Annotated in this window: 22 protein-coding genes, 1 pseudogene and 1 riboswitch; of the genes and pseudogenes, 7 read left to right on the top strand and 16 right to left on the bottom strand. The window is 73.9% G+C overall.

The annotated features are described in order from the left end of the window. Positions 1-90: 90 nt before the first annotated feature. The gene (locus tag ACI784_RS13285; RefSeq protein ID WP_457013792.1) at positions 91-1,146 is read right to left on the bottom strand and encodes a C40 family peptidase; all 1,056 of its coding nucleotides are present in this window, start codon (positions 1,144-1,146) and stop codon (positions 91-93) included. Between the two features lie 15 nt (positions 1,147-1,161). Beyond that, positions 1,162-1,308: riboswitch (cyclic di-AMP (ydaO/yuaA leader) on the bottom strand. 199 nt (positions 1,309-1,507) lie between these two features. Between ACI784_RS13285 and ACI784_RS13280 the strand changes: the two genes are divergently transcribed. Both ACI784_RS13280 and ACI784_RS13275 read left to right on the top strand, forming a co-directional pair. Then, a complete protein-coding gene (locus tag ACI784_RS13280) occupies positions 1,508-1,687 on the top strand; it encodes a hypothetical protein (RefSeq protein WP_456925541.1) in 180 nt (59 codons plus the stop codon). A 28-nt stretch (positions 1,688-1,715) separates the two neighbouring features. After that, the gene (locus tag ACI784_RS13275) at positions 1,716-3,272 is read left to right on the top strand and encodes a phytoene desaturase family protein (protein WP_457013791.1); all 1,557 of its coding nucleotides are present in this window, start codon (positions 1,716-1,718) and stop codon (positions 3,270-3,272) included. 49 nt (positions 3,273-3,321) lie between these two features. On the opposite strand, the gene ACI784_RS13270 is transcribed toward ACI784_RS13275, so the two are convergent. After that, positions 3,322-4,134 carry a mycofactocin-coupled SDR family oxidoreductase gene (locus ACI784_RS13270; RefSeq protein WP_456925539.1) on the bottom strand — a complete coding sequence of 271 codons (813 nt, stop codon included), beginning with the start codon at positions 4,132-4,134 and terminating at the stop codon, positions 3,322-3,324. A 381-nt stretch (positions 4,135-4,515) separates the two neighbouring features. Here ACI784_RS13270 and ACI784_RS13265 point away from each other — a divergent pair, with 381 nt between their 5' ends. Further along, positions 4,516-5,811 (top strand): ROK family protein, encoded by a 1,296-nt coding sequence (locus ACI784_RS13265; RefSeq protein ID WP_457013790.1) that lies wholly within the window; start codon positions 4,516-4,518, stop codon positions 5,809-5,811. Positions 5,812-5,873: 62 nt separating this feature from the next. Here the strand turns inward: ACI784_RS13265 and ACI784_RS13260 are convergent, their stop codons facing one another. The 5 genes from ACI784_RS13260 to ACI784_RS13240 form a co-directional block, all read right to left on the bottom strand. Further along, positions 5,874-6,962 carry a Gfo/Idh/MocA family protein gene (locus ACI784_RS13260; protein WP_456925537.1) on the bottom strand — a complete coding sequence of 363 codons (1,089 nt, stop codon included), beginning with the start codon at positions 6,960-6,962 and terminating at the stop codon, positions 5,874-5,876. Beyond that, a complete protein-coding gene (locus ACI784_RS13255) occupies positions 6,959-7,945 on the bottom strand; it encodes an ABC transporter permease (protein ID WP_456925536.1) in 987 nt (328 codons plus the stop codon). The genes ACI784_RS13260 and ACI784_RS13255 overlap by 4 nt, the downstream gene beginning before the upstream one ends. A gap of 3 nt (positions 7,946-7,948) precedes the next feature. Next, positions 7,949-9,493 (bottom strand): sugar ABC transporter ATP-binding protein, encoded by a 1,545-nt coding sequence (locus ACI784_RS13250; protein ID WP_456925535.1) that lies wholly within the window; start codon positions 9,491-9,493, stop codon positions 7,949-7,951. Positions 9,494-9,502: 9 nt separating this feature from the next. After that, positions 9,503-10,684, bottom strand: a complete 1,182-nt coding sequence (locus ACI784_RS13245) for a substrate-binding domain-containing protein (RefSeq protein WP_456925534.1) — start codon at positions 10,682-10,684, stop codon at positions 9,503-9,505. A gap of 99 nt (positions 10,685-10,783) precedes the next feature. Beyond that, positions 10,784-11,614 carry a sugar phosphate isomerase/epimerase family protein gene (locus ACI784_RS13240; protein WP_457013789.1) on the bottom strand — a complete coding sequence of 277 codons (831 nt, stop codon included), beginning with the start codon at positions 11,612-11,614 and terminating at the stop codon, positions 10,784-10,786. An 80-nt stretch (positions 11,615-11,694) separates the two neighbouring features. On the opposite strand from ACI784_RS13240, the pseudogene ACI784_RS13235 reads away from it, so the two are divergent. Further along, a pseudogene (locus ACI784_RS13235) lies at positions 11,695-12,531 on the top strand (YhjD/YihY/BrkB family envelope integrity protein); the annotation flags it as partial. A gap of 23 nt (positions 12,532-12,554) precedes the next feature. Here ACI784_RS13235 and ACI784_RS13230 read toward each other — a convergent pair. From ACI784_RS13230 to ACI784_RS13200, 7 genes are all read right to left on the bottom strand, one after another. Continuing rightward, on the bottom strand, positions 12,555-14,978 hold the full coding sequence (locus ACI784_RS13230) for a transglycosylase domain-containing protein (RefSeq protein ID WP_457013788.1): 2,424 nt from the start codon (positions 14,976-14,978) through the stop codon (positions 12,555-12,557). A 114-nt stretch (positions 14,979-15,092) separates the two neighbouring features. Further along, the gene (locus ACI784_RS13225) at positions 15,093-15,767 is read right to left on the bottom strand and encodes an acVLRF1 family peptidyl-tRNA hydrolase (RefSeq protein WP_457013787.1); all 675 of its coding nucleotides are present in this window, start codon (positions 15,765-15,767) and stop codon (positions 15,093-15,095) included. After that, on the bottom strand, positions 15,764-16,183 hold the full coding sequence (locus ACI784_RS13220) for a rhodanese-like domain-containing protein (RefSeq protein ID WP_456925530.1): 420 nt from the start codon (positions 16,181-16,183) through the stop codon (positions 15,764-15,766). Before ACI784_RS13220 ends, ACI784_RS13225 begins: the two co-directional genes overlap by 4 nt. Positions 16,184-16,190: 7 nt before the next feature. Then, positions 16,191-17,405 (bottom strand): MFS transporter, encoded by a 1,215-nt coding sequence (locus ACI784_RS13215; RefSeq protein WP_456925529.1) that lies wholly within the window; start codon positions 17,403-17,405, stop codon positions 16,191-16,193. Between the two features lie 184 nt (positions 17,406-17,589). Further along, positions 17,590-19,395 (bottom strand): phosphoenolpyruvate carboxykinase (GTP), encoded by a 1,806-nt coding sequence (locus ACI784_RS13210; RefSeq protein WP_457013849.1) that lies wholly within the window; start codon positions 19,393-19,395, stop codon positions 17,590-17,592. A 235-nt stretch (positions 19,396-19,630) separates the two neighbouring features. After that, positions 19,631-20,149 (bottom strand): SRPBCC family protein, encoded by a 519-nt coding sequence (locus tag ACI784_RS13205; RefSeq protein WP_456925528.1) that lies wholly within the window; start codon positions 20,147-20,149, stop codon positions 19,631-19,633. Then, complete coding sequence (locus tag ACI784_RS13200; protein WP_456925527.1) at positions 20,146-20,475, bottom strand: ArsR/SmtB family transcription factor; 330 nt, start codon at positions 20,473-20,475, stop codon at positions 20,146-20,148. The genes ACI784_RS13205 and ACI784_RS13200 overlap by 4 nt, the downstream gene beginning before the upstream one ends. Before the next feature lie 73 nt (positions 20,476-20,548). Between ACI784_RS13200 and ACI784_RS13195 the strand changes: the two genes are divergently transcribed. From ACI784_RS13195 to ACI784_RS13185, 3 genes are all read left to right on the top strand, one after another. Further along, complete coding sequence (locus ACI784_RS13195) at positions 20,549-20,788, top strand: hypothetical protein (protein WP_456925526.1); 240 nt, start codon at positions 20,549-20,551, stop codon at positions 20,786-20,788. A 77-nt stretch (positions 20,789-20,865) separates the two neighbouring features. Beyond that, positions 20,866-21,108, top strand: coding sequence for an acyl carrier protein (locus ACI784_RS13190; protein WP_456925525.1), 243 nt, complete (start codon positions 20,866-20,868; stop codon positions 21,106-21,108). Between the two features lie 90 nt (positions 21,109-21,198). Next, the gene (locus ACI784_RS13185; RefSeq protein ID WP_456925524.1) at positions 21,199-22,158 is read left to right on the top strand and encodes an NAD(P)H-dependent flavin oxidoreductase; all 960 of its coding nucleotides are present in this window, start codon (positions 21,199-21,201) and stop codon (positions 22,156-22,158) included. Here ACI784_RS13185 and ACI784_RS13180 read toward each other — a convergent pair. Together ACI784_RS13180 and ACI784_RS13175 are read right to left on the bottom strand one after the other, a co-directional pair. Next, positions 22,155-22,859, bottom strand: coding sequence for a DsbA family oxidoreductase (locus tag ACI784_RS13180; protein ID WP_456925523.1), 705 nt, complete (start codon positions 22,857-22,859; stop codon positions 22,155-22,157). The genes ACI784_RS13185 and ACI784_RS13180 overlap by 4 nt on opposite strands. Before the next feature lie 124 nt (positions 22,860-22,983). Next, positions 22,984-23,361, bottom strand: a complete 378-nt coding sequence (locus ACI784_RS13175) for an FKBP-type peptidyl-prolyl cis-trans isomerase (RefSeq protein WP_457013786.1) — start codon at positions 23,359-23,361, stop codon at positions 22,984-22,986. Positions 23,362-23,607 lie beyond the last annotated feature (246 nt).

Below are 23,607 nucleotides of genomic sequence, written 5' to 3'. Positions count from 1 at the left end.
CCCCGGTCGCGTCGTGCGACCGGGGCTCCGGGATGACCCCGTCCAGGGCACCGCCCCGAGCAGGCGAGGGGGAGAGGACGGGGCCCTTTCTCAGCCGGCGATGCGGTTGAACCGCGGCGTGGCGCCCATGGCGTCGACGCTGGCGACCTTGACGACGTCGCCGGAGGTCGGCGCGTGCACCATCTGGCCGTTGCCGAGGTAGATGCCGATGTGGCTGACCGGGCTGTAGAAGGCGACCAGGTCACCGGGGCGCGCCTCGGCCCGGGACACCTGGGTGCCCATGGACGCCTGCATGCGGCTGGAGTGCGGCAGGCTGATGCCGGCGGCCTTGAAGGCGTACTGCACGAGCCCGGAGCAGTCGTAGGAGCCCGGCCCGGCCGCCGCCCAGACGTAGGGCTTGCCACGCTGGGCCATGGCCGTGTCGATCGCGGTCTGGACAGCCCCGCTACCGACCACCACCGGCGCGGAGGCCGCGGGCGCCGGCGCGGAGCGCTCGGCGCGGCTGGCGCGCTCGGCCCCGCCACCGTGGGCGGTCGCGGCCGCCTCGAGGGCGGCCCGCCGCTCGTCGGCGGACAGCCGGGCGTAGTCGGCCTGGTAGGCGTTGATCTGCTCCTGCAGGTCGGCCTGCTGCGCGGCGACGGCGTCGTACTGCGCCTGGGCCTCGGTGGCGGCGCGGTCGGCCACCGCCTGGGCCTCCGCGGCGACCTCGCCGGCCGCGACGGCCTGGTCCAGCAGCACGTTCTGGTGGCCGGCGACGGTCTCCAGCAGCGTGACCCGGTTGACGAACTCCTCGGCCGAGCCGCTGGTCATGAGCGCCTGCAGCGAGCCCATGCTGTCGCCGGTGAAGGCACTGCGGGCGATGCCGCGGACCTGCTGCTGGGCCGCGGTCACCGCGCCCTGCGCGTCGGTCACCGCCGCGGCGGCCTGCTGGGCGGCGGCCTGCTGGGCGGCGAGGGCCTCGCGGGCCTCGTTGAACTCCTCGGTGACGACCTCCAGCTCGTGGCCGCGGGCCGCGACCAGGGCGGCGGCCTCCTGCGCGGTGGCCGGCTCCTCCGCTTCGGCGGACGACGGCACGAGGGTGATGCCGAGGGCGCCGGTGACGGCCAGGACGAGGGCAGCGCGGCGGGCGGTGCGAGGGGACGCCATGGGGCGGCGGCACTCCGTTTCTTCCACGGCCGCCTACCGGGTTAGCTGACGGGTTCGGGCGGGAAGGCGCCCGGCGCGCCGGCCACGGCCGTGCGCGCTTCACCCCAGTGCTGCGGTGGGTCCCCGGCCCCGCGCCCCCGGGGAGGAGGGCGCGTGCTCGGCGGCGTCCTCGGGGTGTCACCCAGGTTGGTGACGGAGCGCCCCGCCGGACACACACACCGTAAGGGCCGTGACGCTGCCGTGACAATTACCTGGATGTGATTTGGTGGACTCTCGACTCCATCCGCCACACACGCGGGACCGGTGGGTCCGGTGGTGCCGGTGGGGTTTGGCGACCGCTCCCCGCGAGCACGTCCAGCGCATGGACCTCAGACGCCCCCTGGCCGCCCTCCTCCTCGCCGGGGTGCTCGCCGGGTGCAGCAGCACCGAGACCGGCGGGAACACCGACGTGAACCGCAACGAGCAGGACTGCGGCACCGCCGAGCAGGCTCCCGGGCAGGGCTGCGAGGAGAGCGAGGACGCGCCCGCCGAGGGCAGCTGACGGTGCCGGCACCGGCTACGGTCCGCCGGTGAGCGGAGCGGGCGCGTACGACGCCGTCGTCGTCGGTGGTGGGCACAACGGGCTGGTGGCCGCGGCCTACCTGGCCAGGGCCGGCTGGTCGGTGCTGGTGCTCGAGCGCCGCGAACGGGTGGGCGGCGCCGCGGTCAGCGAGCAGGTGTTCCCCGGCGTCGACGTCCGGCTGTCGGCCTACTCGTACCTGGTGAGCCTCCTGCCCGACCGGATCGTCGCCGACCTCGACCTGGAGGTGACCCTCGCCGACCGCGCCGTGGCCTCCTACACCGCCGTCCCCGGGGGCGCGGGGCTGCTCGTGGAGCGGGACGAGGGGCCGGCCACGGCCGCCTCGTTCCGCGCGCTGACCGGCTCAGACGCCGAACTGGCCGGCTGGCAGCGCTTCTACGGCCGCCTGGCCACGCTGGCCGAGGACCTCGCCCCCACCCTCATCGAGCCGCTGCTCTCCCCTCAGGAGCTGGCCGGCCGGCTGCGCGACCCGCAGCTGTGGCAGGACCTCCAGCAGCGCCCCCTGGCCGACGTCGTGGGCGACCACCTGACCTCGGACGTGGTGCAGGGCGTGGCACTGACCGACGGGCTCATCGGCACCTTCGCCGACGTGCACGACCCCGGCTCGGCCGCCGGCCGCTGCTTCCTCTACCACGTGGTCGGCAACGGCACGGGGCGCTGGCGGGTGCCGGTGGGCGGCATGGGCGCGGTCACCGGCGCCATGGCCGCCGCGGCCCGCGGGGCCGGCGCCGAGCTGGTCACCCGCGCCACGGTGACCGCGCTGGAGCCGCGCGCCGACGGCGTCACGGTGCACTGGACCGACGACGACGGCACCGAGCGCGCGGTGGACGCCGGGCACGTGGTCTGCGGCGCGGCGCCCGCGGTGCTCGACCGGCTGACCGGCGCACCGCCCCGGCCCACCACCGACGGCGCCCAGCTCAAGGTCAACATGGTGCTGGCGCGGCTGCCCCGGCTGCGCTCGGGCGTCGACCCCGCCATCGCCTTCGCCGGCACCTTCCACGTCGACGAGGCCGCGGGCCAGCTCGACGCGGCCCACGCGCAGGCCGCCGCCGGCCGGCTGCCCGACGTCATCCCGTTCGAGGTGTACTGCCACTCGCTGTCCGACCCCTCGATCCTGGGGCCGGCCGAGCAGGCGGCGGGGTACCAGACGCTCACCCTGTTCGGCCTGCACACACCGGCGGCGCTGTTCCGCGACGACCCGGTGGGCACCCGCCGGGAGGCGGTGCGGCGGGTCGTCGCCCAGCTCGACGCGCACCTGGCCGAGCCGCTGCTGGACTGCCTGGCCCGTGACGGCGACGGCGAGCTCTGCCTGCAGGCGGCGTCCCCGCTGGACGTCGAGGAGTCCCTCGCGATGCCCGGCGGCCACATCTTCCACGGCGACCTCGCCTGGCCGGTGGCCGCGACCCCGGACGAGGTGGGCACCTGGGGCGTCGCCACGGCCCACCCGCGGGTGGTCGCCGCCTCCTCGGGGGGCACGGTCCGCGGCGGGGCGGTCAGCGGCCTGGGCGGCCACGCGGCGGCCCGCGCCCTGCTGGACCGCCGCTGACCCGGCCCGCCTTCCGCACGGGCGGAACGGCGGGCCGGGCTCGCGTCGGCTACTTGAGCATGAAGCCGGCGTCCACCTGCACAGTCGAGCCGGTGATCCACTTGGCCTCGTCCGAGCAGAGGAAGGCCACGACCGCCGAGACGTCCGCCATCGGCATCGCGTCGACCGGCATGAGGTTGAACCGCATCGCGTTACCGAGCTCCTCGTGCTCCTCCAGCCACTTCGGGAAGTAGTCGTTGTTCGACATGGGGGAGTCCACTCCGGTCGGGTGGAGGGTGTTGACGCGGATCATCTCCGGCGCGAGCTCCCGGGCCAGTGTGCGCATGAGGCCGACGATGCCGTGCTTGGCGGCCGTGTAGTGCGTGCAACCGGCGACACCGCGGAGCCCGGCAATGGACGACGTGATGATGATCGATCCACCGTTGCCCCCGGCGCGCATGTGCGGGACGACGGCTCGACAGGCCTTGAACACACCCGTCAGGTTGATGTCGATCATGTCGTCCCACTGCTCGTCGGTGAGCTCCCAGGTGCTGTCCGACAGGCTGAGGATGCCGGCGTTGGCGAGCAGGAAGTCGATCCGACCGAACTCGCTCATCGCCGTGTCGGCGAGGCGCTGCATGTCCGCGGTGCTGCGGACGTCGGCCTCCAGGGCGACGCAGCGACGGTCCAGCTTCTCGACCTCCGCGACGGTCTCCTCCATGTCGCCGGGGCGCCCGGTCTCGAACGGCACCGAGCCCACCTGCTGGGTGATGTCACAGATGACGACGTCGGCACCCTCGCTCGCCAGCCGCACTGCGTGGGAGCGGCCCTGGCCGCGCCCGCCCCCGGTGATGACGGCGACCTTGCCATCCAGCTTGCCCACGTGGGGCTCCTCTCCTGTCGTCGCTGCGAAGCAGCGCTCCTGCTCGACGGGGCGGCCGGGCGGCTCACCCCCGGGGTCCATGGCGGACCGTGCTGCCGGGTCTCATGCCTCCGGCAGCGGGCTGTGGGACCGAGGATCGGTCGGGTTCCGGACGGGGATGGCCGATCGCACCGCCGCCGGCTCGCTGCCCGCATCTGACGGGGAGCGGGGCTCCGCGGGGGCTCCGGCATGGGCGACGGACACGGCCGCCTGGGCCACAATCCAGGGGCGGAACCTCCACTGGCCCAGCAGCTTTCCCCCTCGGCTTTTGTCCGGGATACCGGTATGTTGTGCTTCGCTCATGCAGAAGTCAAGTGCTGAACTGTCGAAGGAGGGGTGGAGGTGAGCACGGCATCCGGGGTCGCCACCCGCGCCCCCGTGAGCACCGACCAGCTCGACGGGCTGGTCACGGTGCTCGACCTGGTGCGCTGCGGACGGGCTCGTTCGCGACCGGAGCTGGCCCGGGTCTCGGGGCTGGGCCGGGGAGCGGTCACCCAGCGCGTCACGCAACTCCTCGACAGTGGCCTGTTGGAGGAGAGCGAGCTGGGACGCTCGACCGGCGGCCGCCCACCCCGCGAACTCGCCGTCCGGGCCACCGCCGGGCTGGTCCTCGTCGCCCCGCTGGGCGCCACGCACGTCGCCGCCGGCGTCACCGACCTCACCGGCCGGGTACTGGCGTCCGTCCAGGAGCCGGGGTCCATCGCCGCCGGGCCGGACGCGACCCTGAACCGGGTCGCCGAGCTCTTCGCCGACCTGCTCGCCGACGAGTCCGTCCCCGACGCACCCGTGTACGGCATCGGCGTCGGGCTGCCAGGACCGGTCGAGTTCGCGACCGGTACCCCCGTCAGCCCTCCGATCATGCCGGGGTGGGACGGCTACGAGGTCCGGGCCCGGCTGGCCGAGCGGTTCGACGTGCCCGTGTGGGTCGACAACGACGTGAACCTCATGGCGCTGGGCGAGTTGCGGATGGGCGCGGCCCAGGACCACCGCAACGTGGTGTACGTCAAGATCGGCACCGGCATCGGCGCCGGCCTCATCTCCGACGGTCACCTGCACCGCGGCGCCAACGGGGCCGCCGGCGACATCGGGCACGCCAGCGTCGACGTGGCCAGCGGAGTCGTGTGCCGCTGCGGCAACGTCGGCTGCCTGGAGGCACTCGCCGGCGGCGCAGCCCTCAGCCGGGACGCGACGACGGCGGCCGAGGAAGGACGGAGTCCCCGCCTCCTGCAGGTGCTCACCGCGACAGGCCAGATCACCGCGGCCGACGTCGCCACGGCCGCTCAGCACGGGGACGCGCTCGCCGTCGAGCTGCTCGGCCGCTCCGGACAACTGGTGGGCGACACGGTGGCGACCCTGGTGAACTTCTTCAACCCGTCCCTGGTGCTGCTGGGGGGCGGGGTGGCGCTGGCCGGGGACGCGATCCTCGCCGGCGTCCGCCAGGCCGTCTACCAGCGCTCGCTGCCGCTGGCCACGCGAGACCTGCGGATCAGCCGCTCGACCCTGACACCGGACCCGGCCCTGCCCGGTGCGGCGCACATGGTCCTCGACGAGCTGTTCAGCCGCCAGCGGCTCGGCCGCTGGCTGCCGGCCGGCTCCCCGGCGGGCTTCCCGGAGCTCGCCGACGAGCCCGCCGCGTGAGACCGCGCCTCCCGGGGACCGGTGGTCGCGACGACGACCGGTCCCCGGGGACGCACCGACGCTCAGGCCCCGACCTCGACCCAGGTGCCCGCCGCCGCCGACTCCACCACCGCCGCGGTCAGGCGGGCCGCCCGGAGCCCGTCGTCGAAGGAGGGCAGTCCTGCGACCTCCCCTCCTGCCACCGCCGCCGCCAGGTCGGCGTAGAAGGCGTTGAAGCAGTCCTGGTAACCCTGGGGATGCCCCCCTGGCAGGACGGCGTACCGAGCCGCGCCTGATGACAGGAGCGCCGGGTCGCGCTGCAGGACTCGGTCCTCGTCGACGCCGCCGATGACCAGCGTCTCGGGGCGCTCCTGGTCGAAGGTGTACGACGCCTCGGTGCCGTCGAAGGTGAAGGTCAACCCGTTCTTGCGCCCCGGCGAGGCCTGGCTGACCAGCATCGACCCGGTCGCCCCGTGGTCGGTGCGGAACACCACGCAGGCGCCGTCCTCGGTGGTCACCGGCTCGCCGGCCTCCCCGCGGGACTCGTGCGCCCGGGCGGTGGTCGCGGTCAGCGCGACGATCCGGTGCCCGGTGACGAACTCCATCAGGTCGCACCAGTGCACGCCGATGTCGGCGAAGGCTCGGGACACCCCGCCCAAGGCCGGGTCGACCCGCCAGTTGGTCGCCTCCGGCGCAGCCAGCCAGTCCTGCAGGTACGAGCCGTGCAGCAGCCACAGCCGCCCGGCGTCGCCCCGCGCGATCCGTTCCCGCGCCTCGCGCACCGTCGGGTAGTAGCGGTAGACGAAGGGCACCGCGTGCACCCGCGCGGCGCCGGCGGCCAGCTCGGCCAGCCGCTCGGCGTCGTCCGTCGTCACCGCCAGGGGCTTCTCGCAGACCACGTGCCGGCCGGCAGCGAGCGCCTGCTCCGCCATGGGCAGGTGCAGGTGGTTGGGGGTGCAGACGCTGACGACGTCCACATCCGCCGACCCGATCAGCTCGTCGACGGAGGCCGCGGCGCGCTCGGCGTGCAGCAGCGGCGCAGCCTCTTCCGCCCGCGCGGCCGAGCTGCCGGCCACGGCGGACACCACCCCGCCCATGGCCCGGACGGCGTGGGCGTGAACCCGCGCCATGAAGCCCGTGCCGACGATCCCGAAGCGGAGAGGAGCGCTCACTTCCGCCGCGCCAGGGCGACGGCGAGGATGATGATCGCCCCGCGGACGACCTGCTGCTGGCTGCTCTCCAACCCGGCGAGGATCAGGCCGTTGTTGATCAGGCTGATCATGAGCGAGCCGAACAGCGTGCCGACCACCGAACCCGCTCCACCGAACAGGCTGGTGCCACCGAGGATCACCGCGGCGATCGCCGACAGCTCGTCCCCGGCCCCCCACTGGAACCGCCCGGACTCCAGACGGCCCGCGTAGAGCATGCCGGCGATGGCAGCGACGACGGACGCCAGCAGCATGACCTGGAACTTGATCCGGCGGGTCCGGACGCCGCTGAACTCGGCAGCGGTGCGGTTGCCGCCGGTGGCGAGCACCTGCCGCCCGAACCGGGTCTTGGCCAGGACGACCGCGCCGATGGTCACGAAGAGCGCCATCCACACCAGCAGGCCCGGGATCGGCCCGAAGTTCCCGCCACCGAAGACCAGGTTGTAGGTCTGGTCGAGGATCGGCTGCGGCGCGGAGTCGGTGATCCACTGGGCGACTCCGGCCGCGATGCCGAGCATGCCGAGGGTCACGAGGAACGACGGGATGTTGAGGAAAGCCACCAGACCGCCGTTGATGGCGCCGATGACGACCCCGACGGCGAGTCCGGCCAGGATCCCGGGGACCAGCCCCCACGTCGCGATGCCCATCGCGGTGGCCACGCTGGCCAGACCCGCGACGGAGCCGACGCTCAGGTCGATCTCCGCACAGGCGATCACGAACGTCATGCCGACGGCGATGATCGAGATGGTCGCGGCCTGCCGGAAGATGTTGAGCAGGTTGTTCGTCGACAGGAAGCCCTGGTCGCCCAGCGTGACGGCGAAGGCGATGAAGACGACGACGAACCCGATGTAGATGATGTAGCGGCGCCAGTCGAGCCTCGCCAGGAGGGAGCGCGAGCCCGAGGCTGCCGCCGGCGTCTGGGTCGCCGAACCGGTGGTCGTGGACATGGCTCAGGCTCCTTGGACTGCGAGTTGGAGGTTGTTCTCGTCCGGGATGTCGGCTCTGTCCAGGACGCGGTGGACGGCGCCCTCTCGGAGCACGACGACCCGGTCGCTGACGGCCAGCAGCTCGGGGTACTCCGAGGAGATGACGAGGACGGCCATCCCCTGGTCGGCGAGGTCCCGGATGGTCTGCAGGATCTCGTTCTTGGTGCCGATGTCGACGCCGGCGGTGGGCTCGTCCATCACCAGGACGGCGGGTTCGGTGCCCAGCCACTTGGCGATGACGACCTTCTGCTGGTTGCCGCCCGAGAGCAGCCGCACCGGACGGTCCGGGTTCGCGACCTTCACCGCGAACCGCTCGATGAGCCCGCGGGCCAGCGACCGGCCCTTGCGGTCGTCGACCAGCGGGCCGCGGCGCATCCGGTCCAGCAGCGGCAGCGTGAGGTTCTCCCGCACCGAGTGCTCGAGCACCAGCCCCTGCGCCCGCCGGTCCTCGGGGATGAGCGCGATGCCCGCGGCGATCGCGTCCGGCGGCCCGGAGAGGCGCAGCTGCCGGCCCTGCAGCACGATCTCCCCGCTCTGCAGCGTGTCGATCCCGAACAGCACGCGGGCCAGTTCGGTGCGCCCGCTGCCCATCAGCCCGGCCAGGCCGACGATCTCGCCGCGCCCGACGGTGAAGGACACGTCACGGACACGCGGTCCGGCGCTCACGCCGCGCAGCTCCAGGAGCGGCTCCCGGGTGGCGCCGCCGGCGACCGGCCGCTCCTGGTAGGCGAGCTGCCCCTCGATCTCCTGGCCGACGATCCCCTCGACGATCTCTTCCGGGGTGACGTCGGAGAGGGCCTGCGTGAACAGCCGCCGGCCGTCGCGCAGGATGGTGATCCGGTCGGCGATCCGGTACACCTCGTCCATCCGGTGCGAGATGTAGATGACCGAGATCCCGCGCTCGGTGAGCCGGCCGACCAGCTCGAACAGGACGTCGGCCTCGTGCTTGGCGAGGCTGGCCGTCGGCTCGTCCATGATCAGGACGCGGGCGTCCTGGGACAGCGCCTTGGCGATCTCGGTCAACTGCCAGTAGGCCGTCCCGAGGTCCCCCACGACGGCCCGCGGGTCGACGTCCACCTCCATCTCCGCGAAGACCTCACGGGCGCGGCGCACGGCCTCCCGGTCCCGGATGAGGCCGCCGCGGCCGAGCGGCTCCACCCCGAGCGAGATGTTCTGCGCGACCGTCAGCGTCGGGACGAGGCTGAACTCCTGGAAGACCATCCCGATGCCGGCGGTCCGGGCGTCGTGGATGGACGACAGGCGCACGGGCCGGCCGTCGATCTCGATCTCGCCGGCGTCGAGGCTGTAGACCCCCTGGAGGATCTTCATGAGCGTCGACTTCCCCGCGCCGTTGCCCCCGGCGAGGGCGTGCACCTCACCGCGGAGGACCTCGAAGTCGACGTCGGCCAGCACCCGCACGCCGTCGAAGGACTTGGAGATCCCGCGCATCCGCACCGCGGCGGCCCGGCCCTCCGGCCGGGCCGCCGCGGTCTCCCCCACGTGGGTCATGACGAGAGCTCAGTCCTTGAAGGATTCGGTCAGGTCTGCCGGCGGCTCCTGGTGGTAGACCTGCTCCCACGCCTCGAGCACGTTGTCGTGGTCGACCGGGAGCGCCGGGAGGGCGACGTACGCCGGGGTCGGCTGACCCAGCAGGGACAGCGCGGCCAGCCGCGCCTCGGTGACGCCCTGGTCGTACGGGCGCTGCGCACCCAGGCCCACGACCAGTTGGTCACGGGCGAGGGCGATGCCGACGTTGAGCCCGAGGTCCTCGGTGGCCACCTTGAGGTCGGTGCGCCCGGCGGCACGCGCCGCGGCGAGGACACCCTCGGCCGGGACGTCCCAGACGGCCCAGATGCCGTCCAGGTCGGCGTTCTGGCTCAGCATGGCGTTGGAGACGGCCTGGGCGTCACCGGCGAAGTCGGGACCGGCGATCCCCTGCTCCGCGACGATCTCGATGTCGGGGTACTCCTTCTCGATCGTCTGCTTGAAGCCGTCGTAACGCTGCTGGGTCACGAAGAAGTCGGCCTCGTGGTAGATCAGCCCGATTTTCCCGGAGCCGCCGAGCGAGCGCGCCATGAGGTGGGCGGAGATCACGCCGTTGCCGAAGTTGTCCGCCGACACCGCGGACACGTAGTCCTGCCCGGCGACGAAGCCCTCCGGCACGTTGTCCATGAAGACGAGCTTCGCGCCGGCCTGCGTCGCCGCCCGGTACGCGCCGGCGGTGGCCACCGGGTCGGTGGGCAGCGAGACGAGGACGTCGGGCTGCTGGGCCATGACGGTCTCGATGTCGGAGACCTGCTGGGCCGGGTCGAAGTCCGCGTCGGTGCTGGCGATGACCTCGATGCCCAGCCGCTCGAACTCCGAGCGCAGGCCGTCGATCTGGGCCACTGACCAGTCGTCACCGCTGTAGTGCATGACGATCGCCGCGGTGGCGCCGAGCGCCTGGACCTGGGCCACCTGCTCGTCGGTGAGCTGGACGTTCTCGGCGGGCTCGGGCTGTTCGCCGTTGGGCCCGGTGCTCAGGACCTGCCCGGTGACCTCCTCCAGGGCCGCGTTGGCGCGGTCCACTGCCTCCTGGTCGACGTCCCCCGCGGGGGACGAGGCTCCCTCGGACGCCGACGAGCAGGCGGTCAGGACGACGGCCGCGAGGGTGGTGAACAGAACGGCGCCCGGGCGCCGGATGGGACGACGTCGTCTCATGTCTCTCTCTCCAGGGGGACGAGCGGGGAGTGGTGCGGACGGCGGTGCGGGTGCCGGCCGTGCGGGATGGGCACGGCGCTTCGGCGACGGTCGGACCGGTCAGGCGCCGAGGTCGTCGAGGAGCGCGTTCAGGTAGGCGAGGCTGGACTCGGCCGCCTCGCGGGGGTGGCCGTCGTAGGCGTCCAGCTCGACCACGAGCCAGCTGTCGTAGTCGGCCTCGCGCACGGCACGGACGATGTCGGGGAAGTCGAGGTCGCCGTGGCCCAGCGGCAGGAACTGCAACGTCACCCGGTCGAGGTCCTTGAGGTGCACGTGCCGCAGGCGGTCGGCGTACTGCCGGATCTGCGCGGCGGGGTCCCCACCCCCCGCGGCCAGGTGCGCGGTGTCGGGGCAGAAGCCGATCCGGGTCTGCTCCATCAGCCGGTCCAGCTCGGCCGGGCTCTCGACGATGGTGCCCAGGTGCGGGTGGTAGCTGGCCTCCAGGCCGTGCTCGGCAGCGAGGTCGACCACCGAGTCCAGCCCCTTCGCGAGGCGGCGGTAGTCCTCATCCGTCGTGCCCGCGGCGCGCCGGGCTCCGCCACCGACGACGAGGCGGGAGGCGCCGAACGTGCGGGCCAGCTCGCAGGCCGAGCGGATGCGGTGCATCTCGTCGGGCAGGACGTCGGCGTAGACGAAGTTGGCGCCGGTGTAGACGCTGACCAGCTCCACCCCGGTGGACCCGAGCAGCTCGGTCAGGACCTCCGGGCGGTCCGCGTAGGGGAGCAGGTTCCCGTCGAAGACCTCGACGCCCTCGTAGCCGACCGACGAGATGTCATGGACGGCGGTCTCGATGGAGCCGTTGGACAGGTAGTAGAGGTCCTTGATGCTCGTGACCCCTTGCGGGGCGCCGATGACCCCGCCCCAGGTGATGCTGTGGTACCCGAGTCGCATCGTTGCGCCTCCCCTTCGGAACGTGACGCGCACACTAATGCTCGTGACAGACGTAAGTCAACGGATCGCAGGCCGAACGCGTGGCGTGCACCACTGACGCGGCGGAAAGCGCCCGGACCTGGTGGCATGGGCCGGTGGACCTGCGCCGGGAGACCCGTGCCCTGCTCCGGGCCGCGGGGCGGCGGCTGCGCGGGCGGGACCTCGCGCTGATCGCCGCGGGGCTGACCTTCTACGCCGGCGTCGCGGTGGTGCCGCTGCTGCTGGTGGCGTTCCGGCTCACCGCGCTGCTGAGCTCACCGGAGACCGTCCGCGAGCTCAGCGACCGGCTCGGGGACCTCCTGCCGCCTCAGCTGGGCGCCCCGGAGGCGCTGCGGGCGCTGGCCCGGGCGGGCGTGGGCATGGGCGTGCTCGACGTCGTCCTTGCCCTGCTGCCGCTGTCGCTCTACGGCGAGGGGCTGCGGCGGGCGCTGCTGCGGTTCACCCCCAGGCAGGACACGCTGACCGGCTGGCGCGGGCGGCTGCTCGGCCTGCCGCTGGCGGCGGCCACCCCGCTGCTGCTGTACCCGCTGCTGCAGGCCGCCGCCGCGATGGCCGACCTCACCGAGCGCGGGCACCGGCTGGGCAGCATCGCCGTCGGCTACTACTCGGTGCTGTTCGCGCTCACCGTCCCGCTGCTGTGGGGCTTCGGCGTCGTCGCGGCCGGCCGGGTGCGGTGGCCGGCCCTGCTGTCCGGCGCGCTGTTCACCGCCGCCTGCCTGTCGGGCTTCCTGCAGGGCTTCGTGCTCTTCCTGTCCCTGCCGCTGGCCCTGGGGGCACCGTTCGGCGGCCTCACGGTCGTCGGGGCGGTGGTGGCGATCAGCCTCTGGCTGTTCCTGCTGCACCTGGTGCTGATCGGGGGGTGGCTGCTGACCCAGGCCCTCGACGAGCGCGTCCGGGCCGGTCAGGCCGGCGCCGGCTCCTCGGGTGCCGGGGGTGCGGGCTCGGCCGGCTGGGGGGCCGGATCGGCCGGGGGCTCCGCGGGCTCCGCCGGGGGTTCCGCCGGGGGCTCCGCGGGCGGTGCCGGCTCCGCGGGCGGCGGCGGCGCCGGCGTGCCCGGCGCCGGGCGCTCGGGCGCCGGTGGCGGTGGCGGTGCGGGGCGCGGCTCGACGTAGTCCGCGCCGTTGCTCACCAGGATCGACACGACCTGGCCCGGGACGGCACGGCCGCCGCGCGGCGGGCTGGTGCCCAGCAGGACCCCGGCCGGGCGGGCACTGTCGACCCGCACGGTGGTGTGCTCGAACCCGGCGTCGGACAGCGCCGCCTGGCAGGCCCGCACCGATCCGCACCCGGGGACCGCACGCGTGTTGCCGTTCTGCACCACCTCGTCGGGCGGCGAGAACTCGCCGCTGCCCCGGGCCTCCAGGATCGGTGCCATGGCGTCGTGCCACACGGTGGCGGCCTTGCCACCGCCGAACCCGCCGACGTTCTGCTTCCGCTTGGGGTTGAACACCATCACGCTCGCGGCGATGTCGGGGGTGTATCCGACGAAGGCGATGGAGTCGTTGTCCTGCGAGGTACCGGTCTTGCCGGCGATCTGGTGGCCGGGGACGTGGGCGCGGGCCCCGGTCTGGCCGGGGTTCCCGGGCGCGACGTCCTTGACCAGCATGTGGTTGAGGGTGTTGGCCACCCCCGGCGGGATCGCCTCGGGGGTGCACCGGTCGCCCACCTCGATCGGCTCGCCGTCGGCGTGGGTGGCGGGGTCCCCGTGCTGGTCGAGGACGGCGGTCACCGGGACGACGTCGCACTGGGTGCCGCTGGCCGCGAGGGTCGAGTACGCGCTGGCCAGGCCGAGCGGGCTGGTGGCCTCGGCGCCGAAGGTGAACGACCCGCGGTTCTCGTCGATGACCTGCTGCGGCAGCGCGGGGTCGCTGAACTGGAACAGCCCCATCCGCTCGGCCATCCGCACCGGCTCCTCGACGCTGCCGAGGGCGTCCTCGAGGGCGAGGAAGTAGGTGTTGGACGACTGGTAGAGCGCGGTCGTGAGGTCCAGCGTGGAGCGGTACGTGCCGGCGTTCTCGACGTCGTAACGGCGGGCGCCGTCCCGGTAGACGCGGGAGACGTAGGGATCGCCCGTGGTCAGCGTGTAGTAGCTGGAGTACCCGCGGGCCAGCGCCGCGGCGGCGGTGAACACCTTGTAGGTCGAGCCCGACCCCTTGCTCGGGGCGACGTTGAGGTTGAACGACTCCTGGGCCGGGTCCTCCTTGTCGTAGCCGAACACCCGGTTGACGCTCATCGCCAGCAGGTGCCCGGTGCCCGGCTCGACGGCGGTGAACGTGCCCGCCAGGGAGTTGCCCATCGACAGCGTCTCCAGGACGGCGGCGTCACCGGCCCGCTGCAGCTCGACGTCCAGGGTGGTCTGGATGACGTAGCCGTTGTTCTCCAGGTCCGCCTGGGTGAGGCCGAGCTCCTGGATCAGGTACCGCTGCACGAAGTCGCAGACGAAGGGGCCCACGCTGGCCTCGACGCAGCCGCGCGGCGGGGCCGGGGCGGGCGCGAGGCCCAGCGGTGCGGCCTGCGCCGCGGTGGCCTGCTCGACGGTGACGTAGCCCTGCTCGGCCATGCGGGAGAGGACCTCGTTGCGCCGCTGGGTCGCCGCCTCCGGGTTGGTGAACGGGTCGTCGGCGGTGGGGCTCTGCGCGAGTCCGGCCAGGAGGGCCGCCTGCGGCAGGTCGAGGTCCGCGGCGTCGATGCCGAAGAAGGCGCGGGCGGCCGGCTGCACGCCGTAGGCGTTCTGCCCGAAGTACACGATGTTGAGGTAGCGGGCGAGGATGTCGTCCTTGGAGTAGGCGTCCTCCAGCGCCAGCGCCAGCCGGGCCTCGCGGAGCTTGCGGCCCACGGTCTGCTCGGTCGCCGCCTGGCGCTCCTCGGGCGTGGTCGCGGTCTGCAGCAGCGTCTGCTTGACCAGCTGCTGGGTGAGCGTCGACCCGCCCTCCTGCACCCCGCCGGCGGCGAGGTTGGTGACCAGCGCGCGCAGCGTGCCCTGGACGTCGAGACCGTGGTGGTCGTAGAAGCGGGCGTCCTCGATCGCCACCATCGCCTGCTTCATGACCTCGGCGATCTGGTCGTGCGCGACGGGGGCCCGGTTCTCGTCGTAGAAGTAGGTGATCGGCTCACCGTTGGCGGCCAGCAGCACGGTGTTGGCGGCCGGCGGGTCGATGGTCAGCTCGGTGGGCAGGTCGCCGAGCAACCCGGTCGACCGCTGTGCGGCCACGGCGGGCCCACCGACCCACGGGAAGAGGAGTGCTGCGACCAGGGCCCCTGCCGCGACGATCGTGGCGGCCAGCTTGAGCAGCGTCCTGACCCGTGCGTCCGTGCGCAGGTCCATGGGCCCCCTTCCGTGGAACGCCCCACTGGAACAGGAAACGTGGTGGTCCACAACCACCCGCGCCGTACGCGCCCGGCCTCGATGCCGAAGCGTGAGGTTGCGGTCACCGCGCGGTCAGGCCGACGGGTGCTCGCCGGGCTCCACGATGTGCACCCGCACCGCCCGGAACTGCTCCGGCGTCGCCAGCAGCACCGCCTTGGTCGGCTCCCCCACCTCCAGCGCCGGCTCCCGGCGCAGCGCCGCCAGCGCCCGGAGCCGGGGGTCGGCCAGGACGGCGTCGACCAGCCCGCGGTCGCCGCCGGGGAACAGGGCGGCCACCTCGCCGGCGTGCGGCAGCAGCACCCGGACGGCGGTGTCCGCGGCCGCCGTCACCACGGCGTCGGTCTGGTGGCCCCGACGGCGGGCGAACCGCTGCTGGCTCCACCCGCCGGCGGCGGTGCGGCCCTGCACCTGGCGGGCGTCGACCTTGGACACGACCAGAGCCGCGCCGTCGAAGACGCCGACCGCCCAGCGCCCGCGGCGGACCAGCAGGACGGCGGCCCGGTGCGGCTGCCGGACGCCGGCCGTGAACGCGCTGAGCAGGGCTGGCCCCGGCCGCCAGTCGAACGGCGCCCGCAGGGTGAGGGTGGTGGTGTCCGCGCAGGTGACCCGCACGGCGCCGTCGGCGTCCTGCGTCACGTCGAGGAAGCTGCCGTGCCGCTCGGCGACGCCGTCCAGCCAGCGGCCCAGGCGCTCCGGCGGCACGCCGAGGGTGCGGCCACCCCCGGCGGCGGGTCGGGCGCGGGTCATCCGGCGGCGGCGTCGTCCCTCGTGGTGGGCAGTCCCGCCGCCCGCCAGGCCTGGTAGCCGCCGACGACGTCCGTGGCGCGGGAGAGGCCGAGGGCGCGCAGCGAGGCCGCGGCCAGGCTGGAGGAGTAGCCCTCGTTGCAGAGGACCACGACCTCCACGTCGTAGCCGGTGGCCTCGGGCAACCTGGCGTCGCTGGCCGGGTCGAAGCGCCACTCGAGCACGTTGCGCTCGACGACGAGCGCCCCCGGCACCTCGCCGTCGGCCTCCCGCTGCGCGGCCGGCCGGGTGTCGACCAGCAGCGCCCCGGCGGCCATGCGGGCGGCGGCCTCCTCGGGCTCGAGCCGGTCGAGACCGCTGCGGACGTCGGAGAGGACCTCGTCGATGGTGCGTGCCCCCGCGGGGCGCCGGCTGCTCATCGGCCCATCATCGGGCCATGGCCGGAACGGCGGCGTGCTCGGCCGGCACGTGCAGCACCCGCTGGGTGGCGCCGACGGTGACCGCGGCGATCGCGGCGGCGATCGTCGCCACGAGGAAGGCGGCGTTGGCGCCGATGGCGTCGACGATCTTCCCGGCCACCGAGGTGCCGACGGCGACGCCGACGGCCAGCGCGGTGCCGATCCAGGTGAAGGCCTCGGTGGTCGCCGAGCGGGGGACGAGGAGCTCGGCGAGGGTGAACGAGCTGATCAGCGACGGTGAGACGGCGACCCCGGCGACCACCACGAACGGGATCATCAGCCAGATGTCCTCGATGAGCAGCAGCGGGATGCTCAGCACCGTCAGCATCACGAGGGCGACGGCCAGCCGCAGCCGCAGCGGCTGGCGCCAGTGGATCGCCCCCCACCCGATGCCGCTGGCCATCGACCCGAGGGCGAGGGCGGCGATCAGGACGCCGGACAGCGACTTGGCGCCCACCTCGTCGGCGAAGGCGACCAGGGCGATCTCCAGGGTGCCGAGGATCGCGCCGACCGCCGCGCCGACCACGAACAGCACCCGGATGCCGGCGGCACGGATGGCGGCCGGCCCGGTGCGCGCGGCGTGCCCGTGCGGCGGGGGCTCGGTGGCACCCTGCGCGGCGAACAGCAGGCTGCCGACGACGGCGAGGGCGAAGGCGGTGACCACGCCGCTGGTGGAGTGCCCGGTGGTGGACAGGAAGGTGACCAGCACCGGGCCGACGATGAAGACGAACTCGTCGAGCACCGACTCCATCGCCAGCGCGGTCGGCAGCCGGTGCGTGCCGCGCAGCAGGTGCGTCCAGCGCACCCGGATCATCGAGGAGACCGGGGGGATGCAGGCGCCGGCGACCCCGGCCGAGACGAAGACGGTCCACAGCGGCCAGCCCTGCTTGACCGCCGGCAGGAACACGCACCCGGCGGCGACGAAGAGGGCGACGACCGGCAGCAGGGTGCGCCGCTGCCCGTGCGTGTCGGCCCAGCGGCCGATGAGCGGCCCGGAGATCGCGGTGGTGACGGCCCCGGTCGCGGCGACGACGCCGCCGAGACCGTAGGAGCCGGTCTCCGACGCGATCAGCAGGACCGAGCCCAGACCCACCATCGACAGCGGCAGCCGCCCGACGAACGCGGCCAGCACCATCGGCAGCGCGTGCGGCGTGCGGAGCACGTGCAGGTAGGGATTCGGCACGGGACCTGTCGTCTCAGGTGGCGGTCGGTCGGGGGGTGTCGTCACGCTAACCGACCCGACGGACCGTGGCCGGGCGGCCGGCATCGGGCCTGGTCAGCCCGCCTGCGGACACGAACGGGCCCCGCACCGGTCGTCGTTGACCGGTGCGGGGCCCGTCGAGCCGGCTTCGACAGCCGGCGCCGGCTCAGGCGAGCCGGTGCTCCAGGATGGCGAGCTCGTCCCACATCGTGCTGGGCAGCTTGTCGCCGAACTTCTCGAACCACTCGGTGATCTGCGGGATCTCCGCGCGCCACTCGTCCTTGTCGACGGCGAGGGCCTTCCGGACCTGCTCGTAGCTCAGGTCCAGGCCGGAGACGTCCAGCGAGTCCGCGGTGGGGACGTGCCCGATCGGCGTCTCGACGGCGGCCGCGGTGCCCTCGAGGCGCTCCACGACCCACTTGAGGACCCGGCTGTTCTCACCGAAGCCCGGCCACAGGAAGCCGCCGTCCGCGTCGCGACGGAACCAGTTGACGTAGAAGATCTTCGGCAGCTGGGCGGCGTCGTGGGCCTTGCCGGTCTCGACCCAGTGCCGGAAGTAGTCGCCGGCGTTGTAGCCGATGAACGGCAGCATCGCGAACGGGTCGCGGCGGACGACGCCGACCGCGCCGGTGGCCGCGGCGGTGGTCTCCGAGGAGAGCGTGGCCCCCATGAAGACGCCGTGGTTCCAGTCGCGGGCCTCGGTGACCAGGGGGATCGTCGTCTTGCGGCGGCCGCCGAAGAGGATCGCCGAGATCGGCACGCCCTGGGGGTCGGCGTACTCCGGCGCCAGGATCGGGCACTGCGTGATCGGCGTGCAGAACCGCGAGTTCGGGTGCGACGAGGGCTCGTCGCTGTCCGGCGTCCAGTCCCGGCCCTTCCAGTCGGTGAGGTGGGCGGGGGCCTCGTCGGTCATGCCCTCCCACCAGACGTCACCGTCGTCGGTCAGGGCGACGTTGGTGAAGACCGAGTTGCCCTTCTCGATGGTGCGCATGGCGTTGGGGTTGGTGTCCCAGCCCGTGCCCGGGGCGACGCCGAACAGGCCGTACTCCGGGTTGACGGCGTAGAGGCGGCCGTCGGCGCCGAAGCGCATCCAGGCGATGTCGTCGCCGAGGGTCTCGACGGTCCAGCCGGGGATGGTCGGCTCGAGCATCGCCAGGTTGGTCTTGCCGCAGGCCGAGGGGAAGGCCGCGGCGACGTAGTACGTCTTCTGCTCGGGGCTGGTCAGCTTGAGGATCAGCATGTGCTCGGCCAGCCAGCCCTCGTCGCGGGCCATGACCGAGGCGATCCGCAGCGAGTAGCACTTCTTGCCCAGCAGCGCGTTGCCGCCGTACCCGGAGCCGTAGGACCAGATGGCCCGCTCCTCGGGGAACTGCACGATGTACTTGGTCGAGCTGCACGGCCACGACACGTCGGCCTGGCCCGGCTCCAGCGGGGCGCCCAGGGAGTGCATCGCCGGCACGAAGGACCGGTCCTCGCCCATGGCCTCGAGGATCCGGCTGCCGATGCGGGCCATGACCCGCATGGAGACGACGACGTACTCGGAGTCGGTGAGCTCGACGCCGAACATCGGGTTCTCCGCCTCGACCGGGCCCATGCAGAACGGGATGACGTACATCGTCCGGCCACGCATGCACCCGCGGTACAGCTCGGTCATGACCGACTTCATCTCGTCGGGCGCCATCCAGTTGTTGGTCGGCCCCGCGTCGGCCTCGTCGACCGAGCAGATGTAGGTGCGGTCCTCCACTCGCGCCACGTCGCTGGGGTCCGAGGCGCACCAGAAGGAGTTGGGCTTGGCCTCCAGCCGGGTGAAGGTGCCGGCGTCGACCAGCTTCTGGGTGAGGCGCTCCCACTCCTCGTCGGTCCCGTCCACCCAGACGACCTGGTCGGGGGTGGTCAGCTCCGCCATCTCCCGCACCCAGGCCAGCAGCCGGGTGTGGGTGGTGGGGGCGTTGTCGAGACCGGGGGTGGCCACAGAAGTCAAGACGTCTCCATCCGTCGGGTACGCGGGGGCAGGGAGCCGCCGACGTGGGTGCTGCTCAGTGGGGTCCGGCCCGCCGTACGCCACGGGCGCCGGCCGGGAAACCGTGCGCCGAAGGCTACCGGCGCACGTCCGAACTGTAACCGTGAGACAGATTACGTATAAGACGTCTACCCGAAGGGACCGAAGGCCCTGGCCACGGGGGCACCACCCGGTCGGGGGACGCCGCTCAGCCGGCCCCGCCGCGGCCGTAGAGCGGCCCGACCCGGGCCCAGAAGGGCTCCCACTCCCCCGGCCCGGCCGCCCCGGTGACCTCCGCATCGAGCATGTCGAGGTACCAGTGCCACCCCCCGGCGATGTCCCCGGCCTCCATCCCGGGCGCGAGCGCCTGGGTGAACACCAGCGTGGTGGCGTCGCCGTCGGAGGTCAGGTCCAGCTCGACCCGCCAGCCCTGCTCCTCCGCGGTCCACTCGACGACCAGCCGCCGGGGCGGGTCGCACTCCACGATCCGCACGGCCGAGCCGGCGTGGTCGCCCTCCTCGTGGGTCATGGTGAAGGTGCCGGTGCCGCCCGGACCGCGCTCGCCCTCGTACCGCCCGATCCACCGGGCCAGCCGGTCGGGCTCGGTGAGCGCCGACCAGACGTCGTCCACCGGGTCGGGCCACGTCCGGCGGAACTCCAGCCGCTTCGTGCCGTCGGCACCGGCGCTGACGACGCCACGGCGGGCGTGCAGGTCCTGCTGGGTCATGTCGGGCCTCCGCCCTGCCTGGCCCGCCGGCCGCGGGCGATCTCGGTGTCCAGTGCGTCCAGCCGCTGGGCCCACAGGTCGCGGTAGGGCTCCAGCCACTCGTCGAGCTCCCGCAACGGGCGCGGGTCGAGCGCGTAGAGCCGCCGGCGGCCCTCGACGCGGCTGGAGACCAGCCCCGCCTCCCGCAGCACCCGCAGGTGCCGGCTGATCGCCGGCCGGCTCACCGGGAAGCGACCGGCCAGCTCACCGGCGGCCAGCTCGCCCCGCGAGAGCAGGGCGACCAACTGCCTGCGGGTGGGGTCGGCGAGCGCCGCGAGCGCCTCCACGGGTCATGCGTAACACATGTGTTACACATTCGGCCAGGGGTTGGCGGGTGCCCCCGGCGGGCAGGGCCGGTCCATGACCGTCACCGATCCCGACGTCCCCGACCCGCTCAACGACCCGCGCACCCTGCAGGCCGACCCCGGCGCCTACGGCGAGGGCGAGGACCTCGCCTCGGGCGAGGACGACCCCGCCGTCAGCGGCGAGGAGGAGATGGCCGAGCAGGAGAACGTCGCCGGGCGCACGGCGGCCGACGACGCCGGCGGCGGGGACGTCACCGGCGGCGCGGCCGGCGCGATCGGCGCGACGTCGGACTGAGACGGATCGGTCCGTTTCGGAGCGCGCAGGGAGGGAACGAGAGTGCCCCCACACGGTTCCGAGACGAGGAGGCTGCCATGGCCACCGGTGAGACCGGCTTCGAGGACGTCACGTACGACCTGATCTCGGTGCAGTACCACTCGCTGAAGGCCGGGCACGACTACGGCCAGTACGTCCGCGACGCGGAGAACGCCGGGCTCGACGACATCGCGGGCTTCTTCCGCGAGGTCATGGCGGAGGACTCCGCACGTGCGAAGCGGTGCCACGAGTTCCTCCGGAAGATCTCCGGCACCGCGCAGGGCGGGCCCGCCACCCAGTAGTCGAAGGACCCCCTCCCACCCACCCCTCGCGAGCTCGGGGCGGTGCCCTGGAGGGGGCCGTCCGGGCACGAAGACGCCAGTATGGGCGGCGTGATCCGGACGCCGCTCACCCGCTGGTTCGACCTCGCCGCACCGGTCGTCGGCGCCCCGATGGCCGGTGTGGCCGGCGGGGCGCTGGCCCGCGCCGTCTCCCTCGGCGGCGGTCTCGGGATGATCGGCGTGGGCAACGCGACCACCCCCGAGTTCGTCGCCGAGCAGGCCGCGATCCCGGCCGCCGACGACCTGCCGTTCGGCATCGGGCTGATGGCGTGGGTGCTCGAGACCCGACCGGAGCTGCTCGAGGCGACGATCGAAGCGCGACCGGCACTGGTCTCGGTCTCCTTCGGCGACCCCGCACCCGCGGTCGGCCCGCTGCACGACGCGGGGATCGCCGTGGCCACCCAGGTCAACACCGTCGCCGACGTCGCCCGCGCCTCCGAGGCCGGCGTCGACGTGCTGGTCGCCCAGGGCACCGAGGCCGGCGGGCACACCGGTCACCGCGCCGCGCTGCCGCTGCTGCAGGAGGTGCTCGGACTCACCGACCGGCCGGTGCTGGCCGCCGGGGGCATCGCGACCGGCGCCGGGATGGCCGCGGCCCTGGCCGCCGGCGCCGCGGGGGTCTGGATCGGCACGCCGCTGCTGGCCTGCCCGGAGGGGCTCAACTCACCGGCGGCGCGGGCCCGGGTCACCGCCGCCCGCGGCGAGGACACGGTGCTCACCCGGGCCTTCGACGTCGCGCAGGGGCTGGCCTGGCCGGAGCGCTGGCCCGGCCGCGCCCTGGTCAACGAGTTCAGCCGCACCTGGCACGGCCGCGAGGCGGACCTGCCCGGGCACCCGGACTGCGCGCGCGTGGTCGAGGGCCGCCGGACCGGTGACCTGGACGCCGCACCCCTCTACGCCGGGGAGTCGGTCGGCCTGGTCACCGCCGAGCGGCCCGCGGCCGACGTCGTCCGGGAGCTGGCCGAGGCGGCGGAGCAGCGGTTGCGCGCGGTGGCGGAGCTGCTGGACTAGACCGCGCAGCTGTCGTCGGTGCAGCCGTCGGCGGCGGGCACCGTCACCAGCGGGTGCGCGTCGGCCCAGGCCCGCTCGAGCACCTGCAGCAGCAGCTCCGCCGGCTGGGCGCCGGCCGCCCCGTACTTCCGGTCGACGACGAAGAACGGCACACCGGTCGCGCCGAGGGCCTGCGCCGTCCGCGCGTCCTGGGCGACGGCGTGGCGGTGGCGGGAGTCGGCGAGGGCGGCCCGCACCTCGGCCTCGTCGAGGCCGACCTCGACGGCGAGCGGGACGAGCGAGTCGACGTCGAACACCGACCGCGCCTCCTCGAAGTGGGCGTGCAGCAGGCGCTCCTTCATCTGCCCCTGCAGGCCGTGCTCGGCGGCGAGGTGGATCAGCTCGTGGGCCAGCCGGGTGTTGCCGCTGACGCCGTCGGCCAGGGAGTACTGCAGGCCCTCGGCGGCGGCGGTCTCCTCGACGTGCCGCATCGAGGCGCGCATCTCCTCCTCGCTGCGGCCGTACTTGGCCGCCAGCGCGGGCAGCGTCGGGTGTGTCTCCCCCTCGGGCGCGGTGGGATCGAGCTGGTAGGAGCGCCAGACCACCTCGACCTGGTCCCGGTGGGGGAACCGCTCGAGCGCGGTCTCCAGCCGGCGCTTGCCGATGTAGCACCACGGACAGACGACGTCGGACCACACCTCGATGCGCACGTCGCCGGTCAACCGCGCACCGCCCGCGGTCATTCCGGCCGGTGCGCCTGGACCTGGGCGCGCCCGTCCCCCGGGCGGCCGGTGCCCATGCGTGGCGGGTCGCCCGGTGACGCCGCCGGTCACCGGGCGACCGCGCTCAGCGGACGCCGACCAGGTCGACGACGAAGACCAGCGTGGCGCCGGGCTTGATGACGCCGCCCGCGCCGCGGTCGCCGTAGGCCTTGTGCGGCGGGATGGTGAGGCGGCGGCGACCACCCACCCTCATGCCGGCGATGCCCTCGTCCCAGCCCTGGATGACCATGCCCACGCCGAGCCGGAACTCCAGGGGGTCGCCGCGGTCCCAGGAGGCGTCGAACTGCTCACCCCCGTCGTGGGTGACACCGACGTAGTGGGCGCTCACCAGGTCGCCGGCCTTGGCCTCCGGACCGTCGCCGACGACGAGGTCCTCCATCACCAGGTCGTCGGGCGCCGGGCCGGTCGGCGGCTCGACGTCGGGGCGGGTCAGCTCGGCCACGGGGTCTCCTCGGGGTGGGGGTGCCGGGTCGGTCCCGACGGGTCGTCCCCATCCAAACAGCGGCCCGGGCCGGTCGCCGCCCGGGTCGGAGGAGCGCCGCGGCCCCGGGGACGCCGCCGGCCCGGGGGGGGGGGGGGGGGGGGGGGGGGGGGGGGGGGGGGGGGGGGGGGGGGGGGGGGGGGGGGGGGGGGGGGGGGGGGGGGGGGGGGGGGGGGGGGGGGGGGGGGGGGGGCGGGGGGGGGGGGG

This window comes from Geodermatophilus sp. SYSU D01186 (assembly GCF_054050215.1).
Note: the sequence above shows the minus strand (reverse complement) of the source record. Positions and strands in the feature narration are given on the sequence as shown.

Bases quoted from the DNA above. Each gene is read 5' to 3' on its own strand.
- ACI784_RS13285 (WP_457013792.1), bottom strand. From the start codon at position 1,146: ATGGCGTCCCCTCGCACCGCCCGCCGCGCTGCCCTCGTCCTGGCCGTC.
- ACI784_RS13280 (WP_456925541.1), top strand. From the start codon at position 1,508: ATGGACCTCAGACGCCCCCTGGCCGCCCTCCTCCTCGCCGGGGTGCTC.
- ACI784_RS13255 (WP_456925536.1), bottom strand. From the start codon at position 7,945: ATGTCCACGACCACCGGTTCGGCGACCCAGACGCCGGCGGCAGCCTCG.
- ACI784_RS13250 (WP_456925535.1), bottom strand. From the start codon at position 9,493: ATGACCCACGTGGGGGAGACCGCGGCGGCCCGGCCGGAGGGCCGGGCC.
- ACI784_RS13245 (WP_456925534.1), bottom strand. From the start codon at position 10,684: ATGAGACGACGTCGTCCCATCCGGCGCCCGGGCGCCGTTCTGTTCACC.
- ACI784_RS13240 (WP_457013789.1), bottom strand. From the start codon at position 11,614: ATGCGACTCGGGTACCACAGCATCACCTGGGGCGGGGTCATCGGCGCC.
- ACI784_RS13230 (WP_457013788.1), bottom strand. From the start codon at position 14,978: ATGGACCTGCGCACGGACGCACGGGTCAGGACGCTGCTCAAGCTGGCC.
- ACI784_RS13225 (WP_457013787.1), bottom strand. From the start codon at position 15,767: ATGACCCGCGCCCGACCCGCCGCCGGGGGTGGCCGCACCCTCGGCGTG.
- ACI784_RS13220 (WP_456925530.1), bottom strand. From the start codon at position 16,183: ATGAGCAGCCGGCGCCCCGCGGGGGCACGCACCATCGACGAGGTCCTC.
- ACI784_RS13205 (WP_456925528.1), bottom strand. From the start codon at position 20,149: ATGACCCAGCAGGACCTGCACGCCCGCCGTGGCGTCGTCAGCGCCGGT.
- ACI784_RS13195 (WP_456925526.1), top strand. From the start codon at position 20,549: ATGACCGTCACCGATCCCGACGTCCCCGACCCGCTCAACGACCCGCGC.
- ACI784_RS13190 (WP_456925525.1), top strand. From the start codon at position 20,866: ATGGCCACCGGTGAGACCGGCTTCGAGGACGTCACGTACGACCTGATC.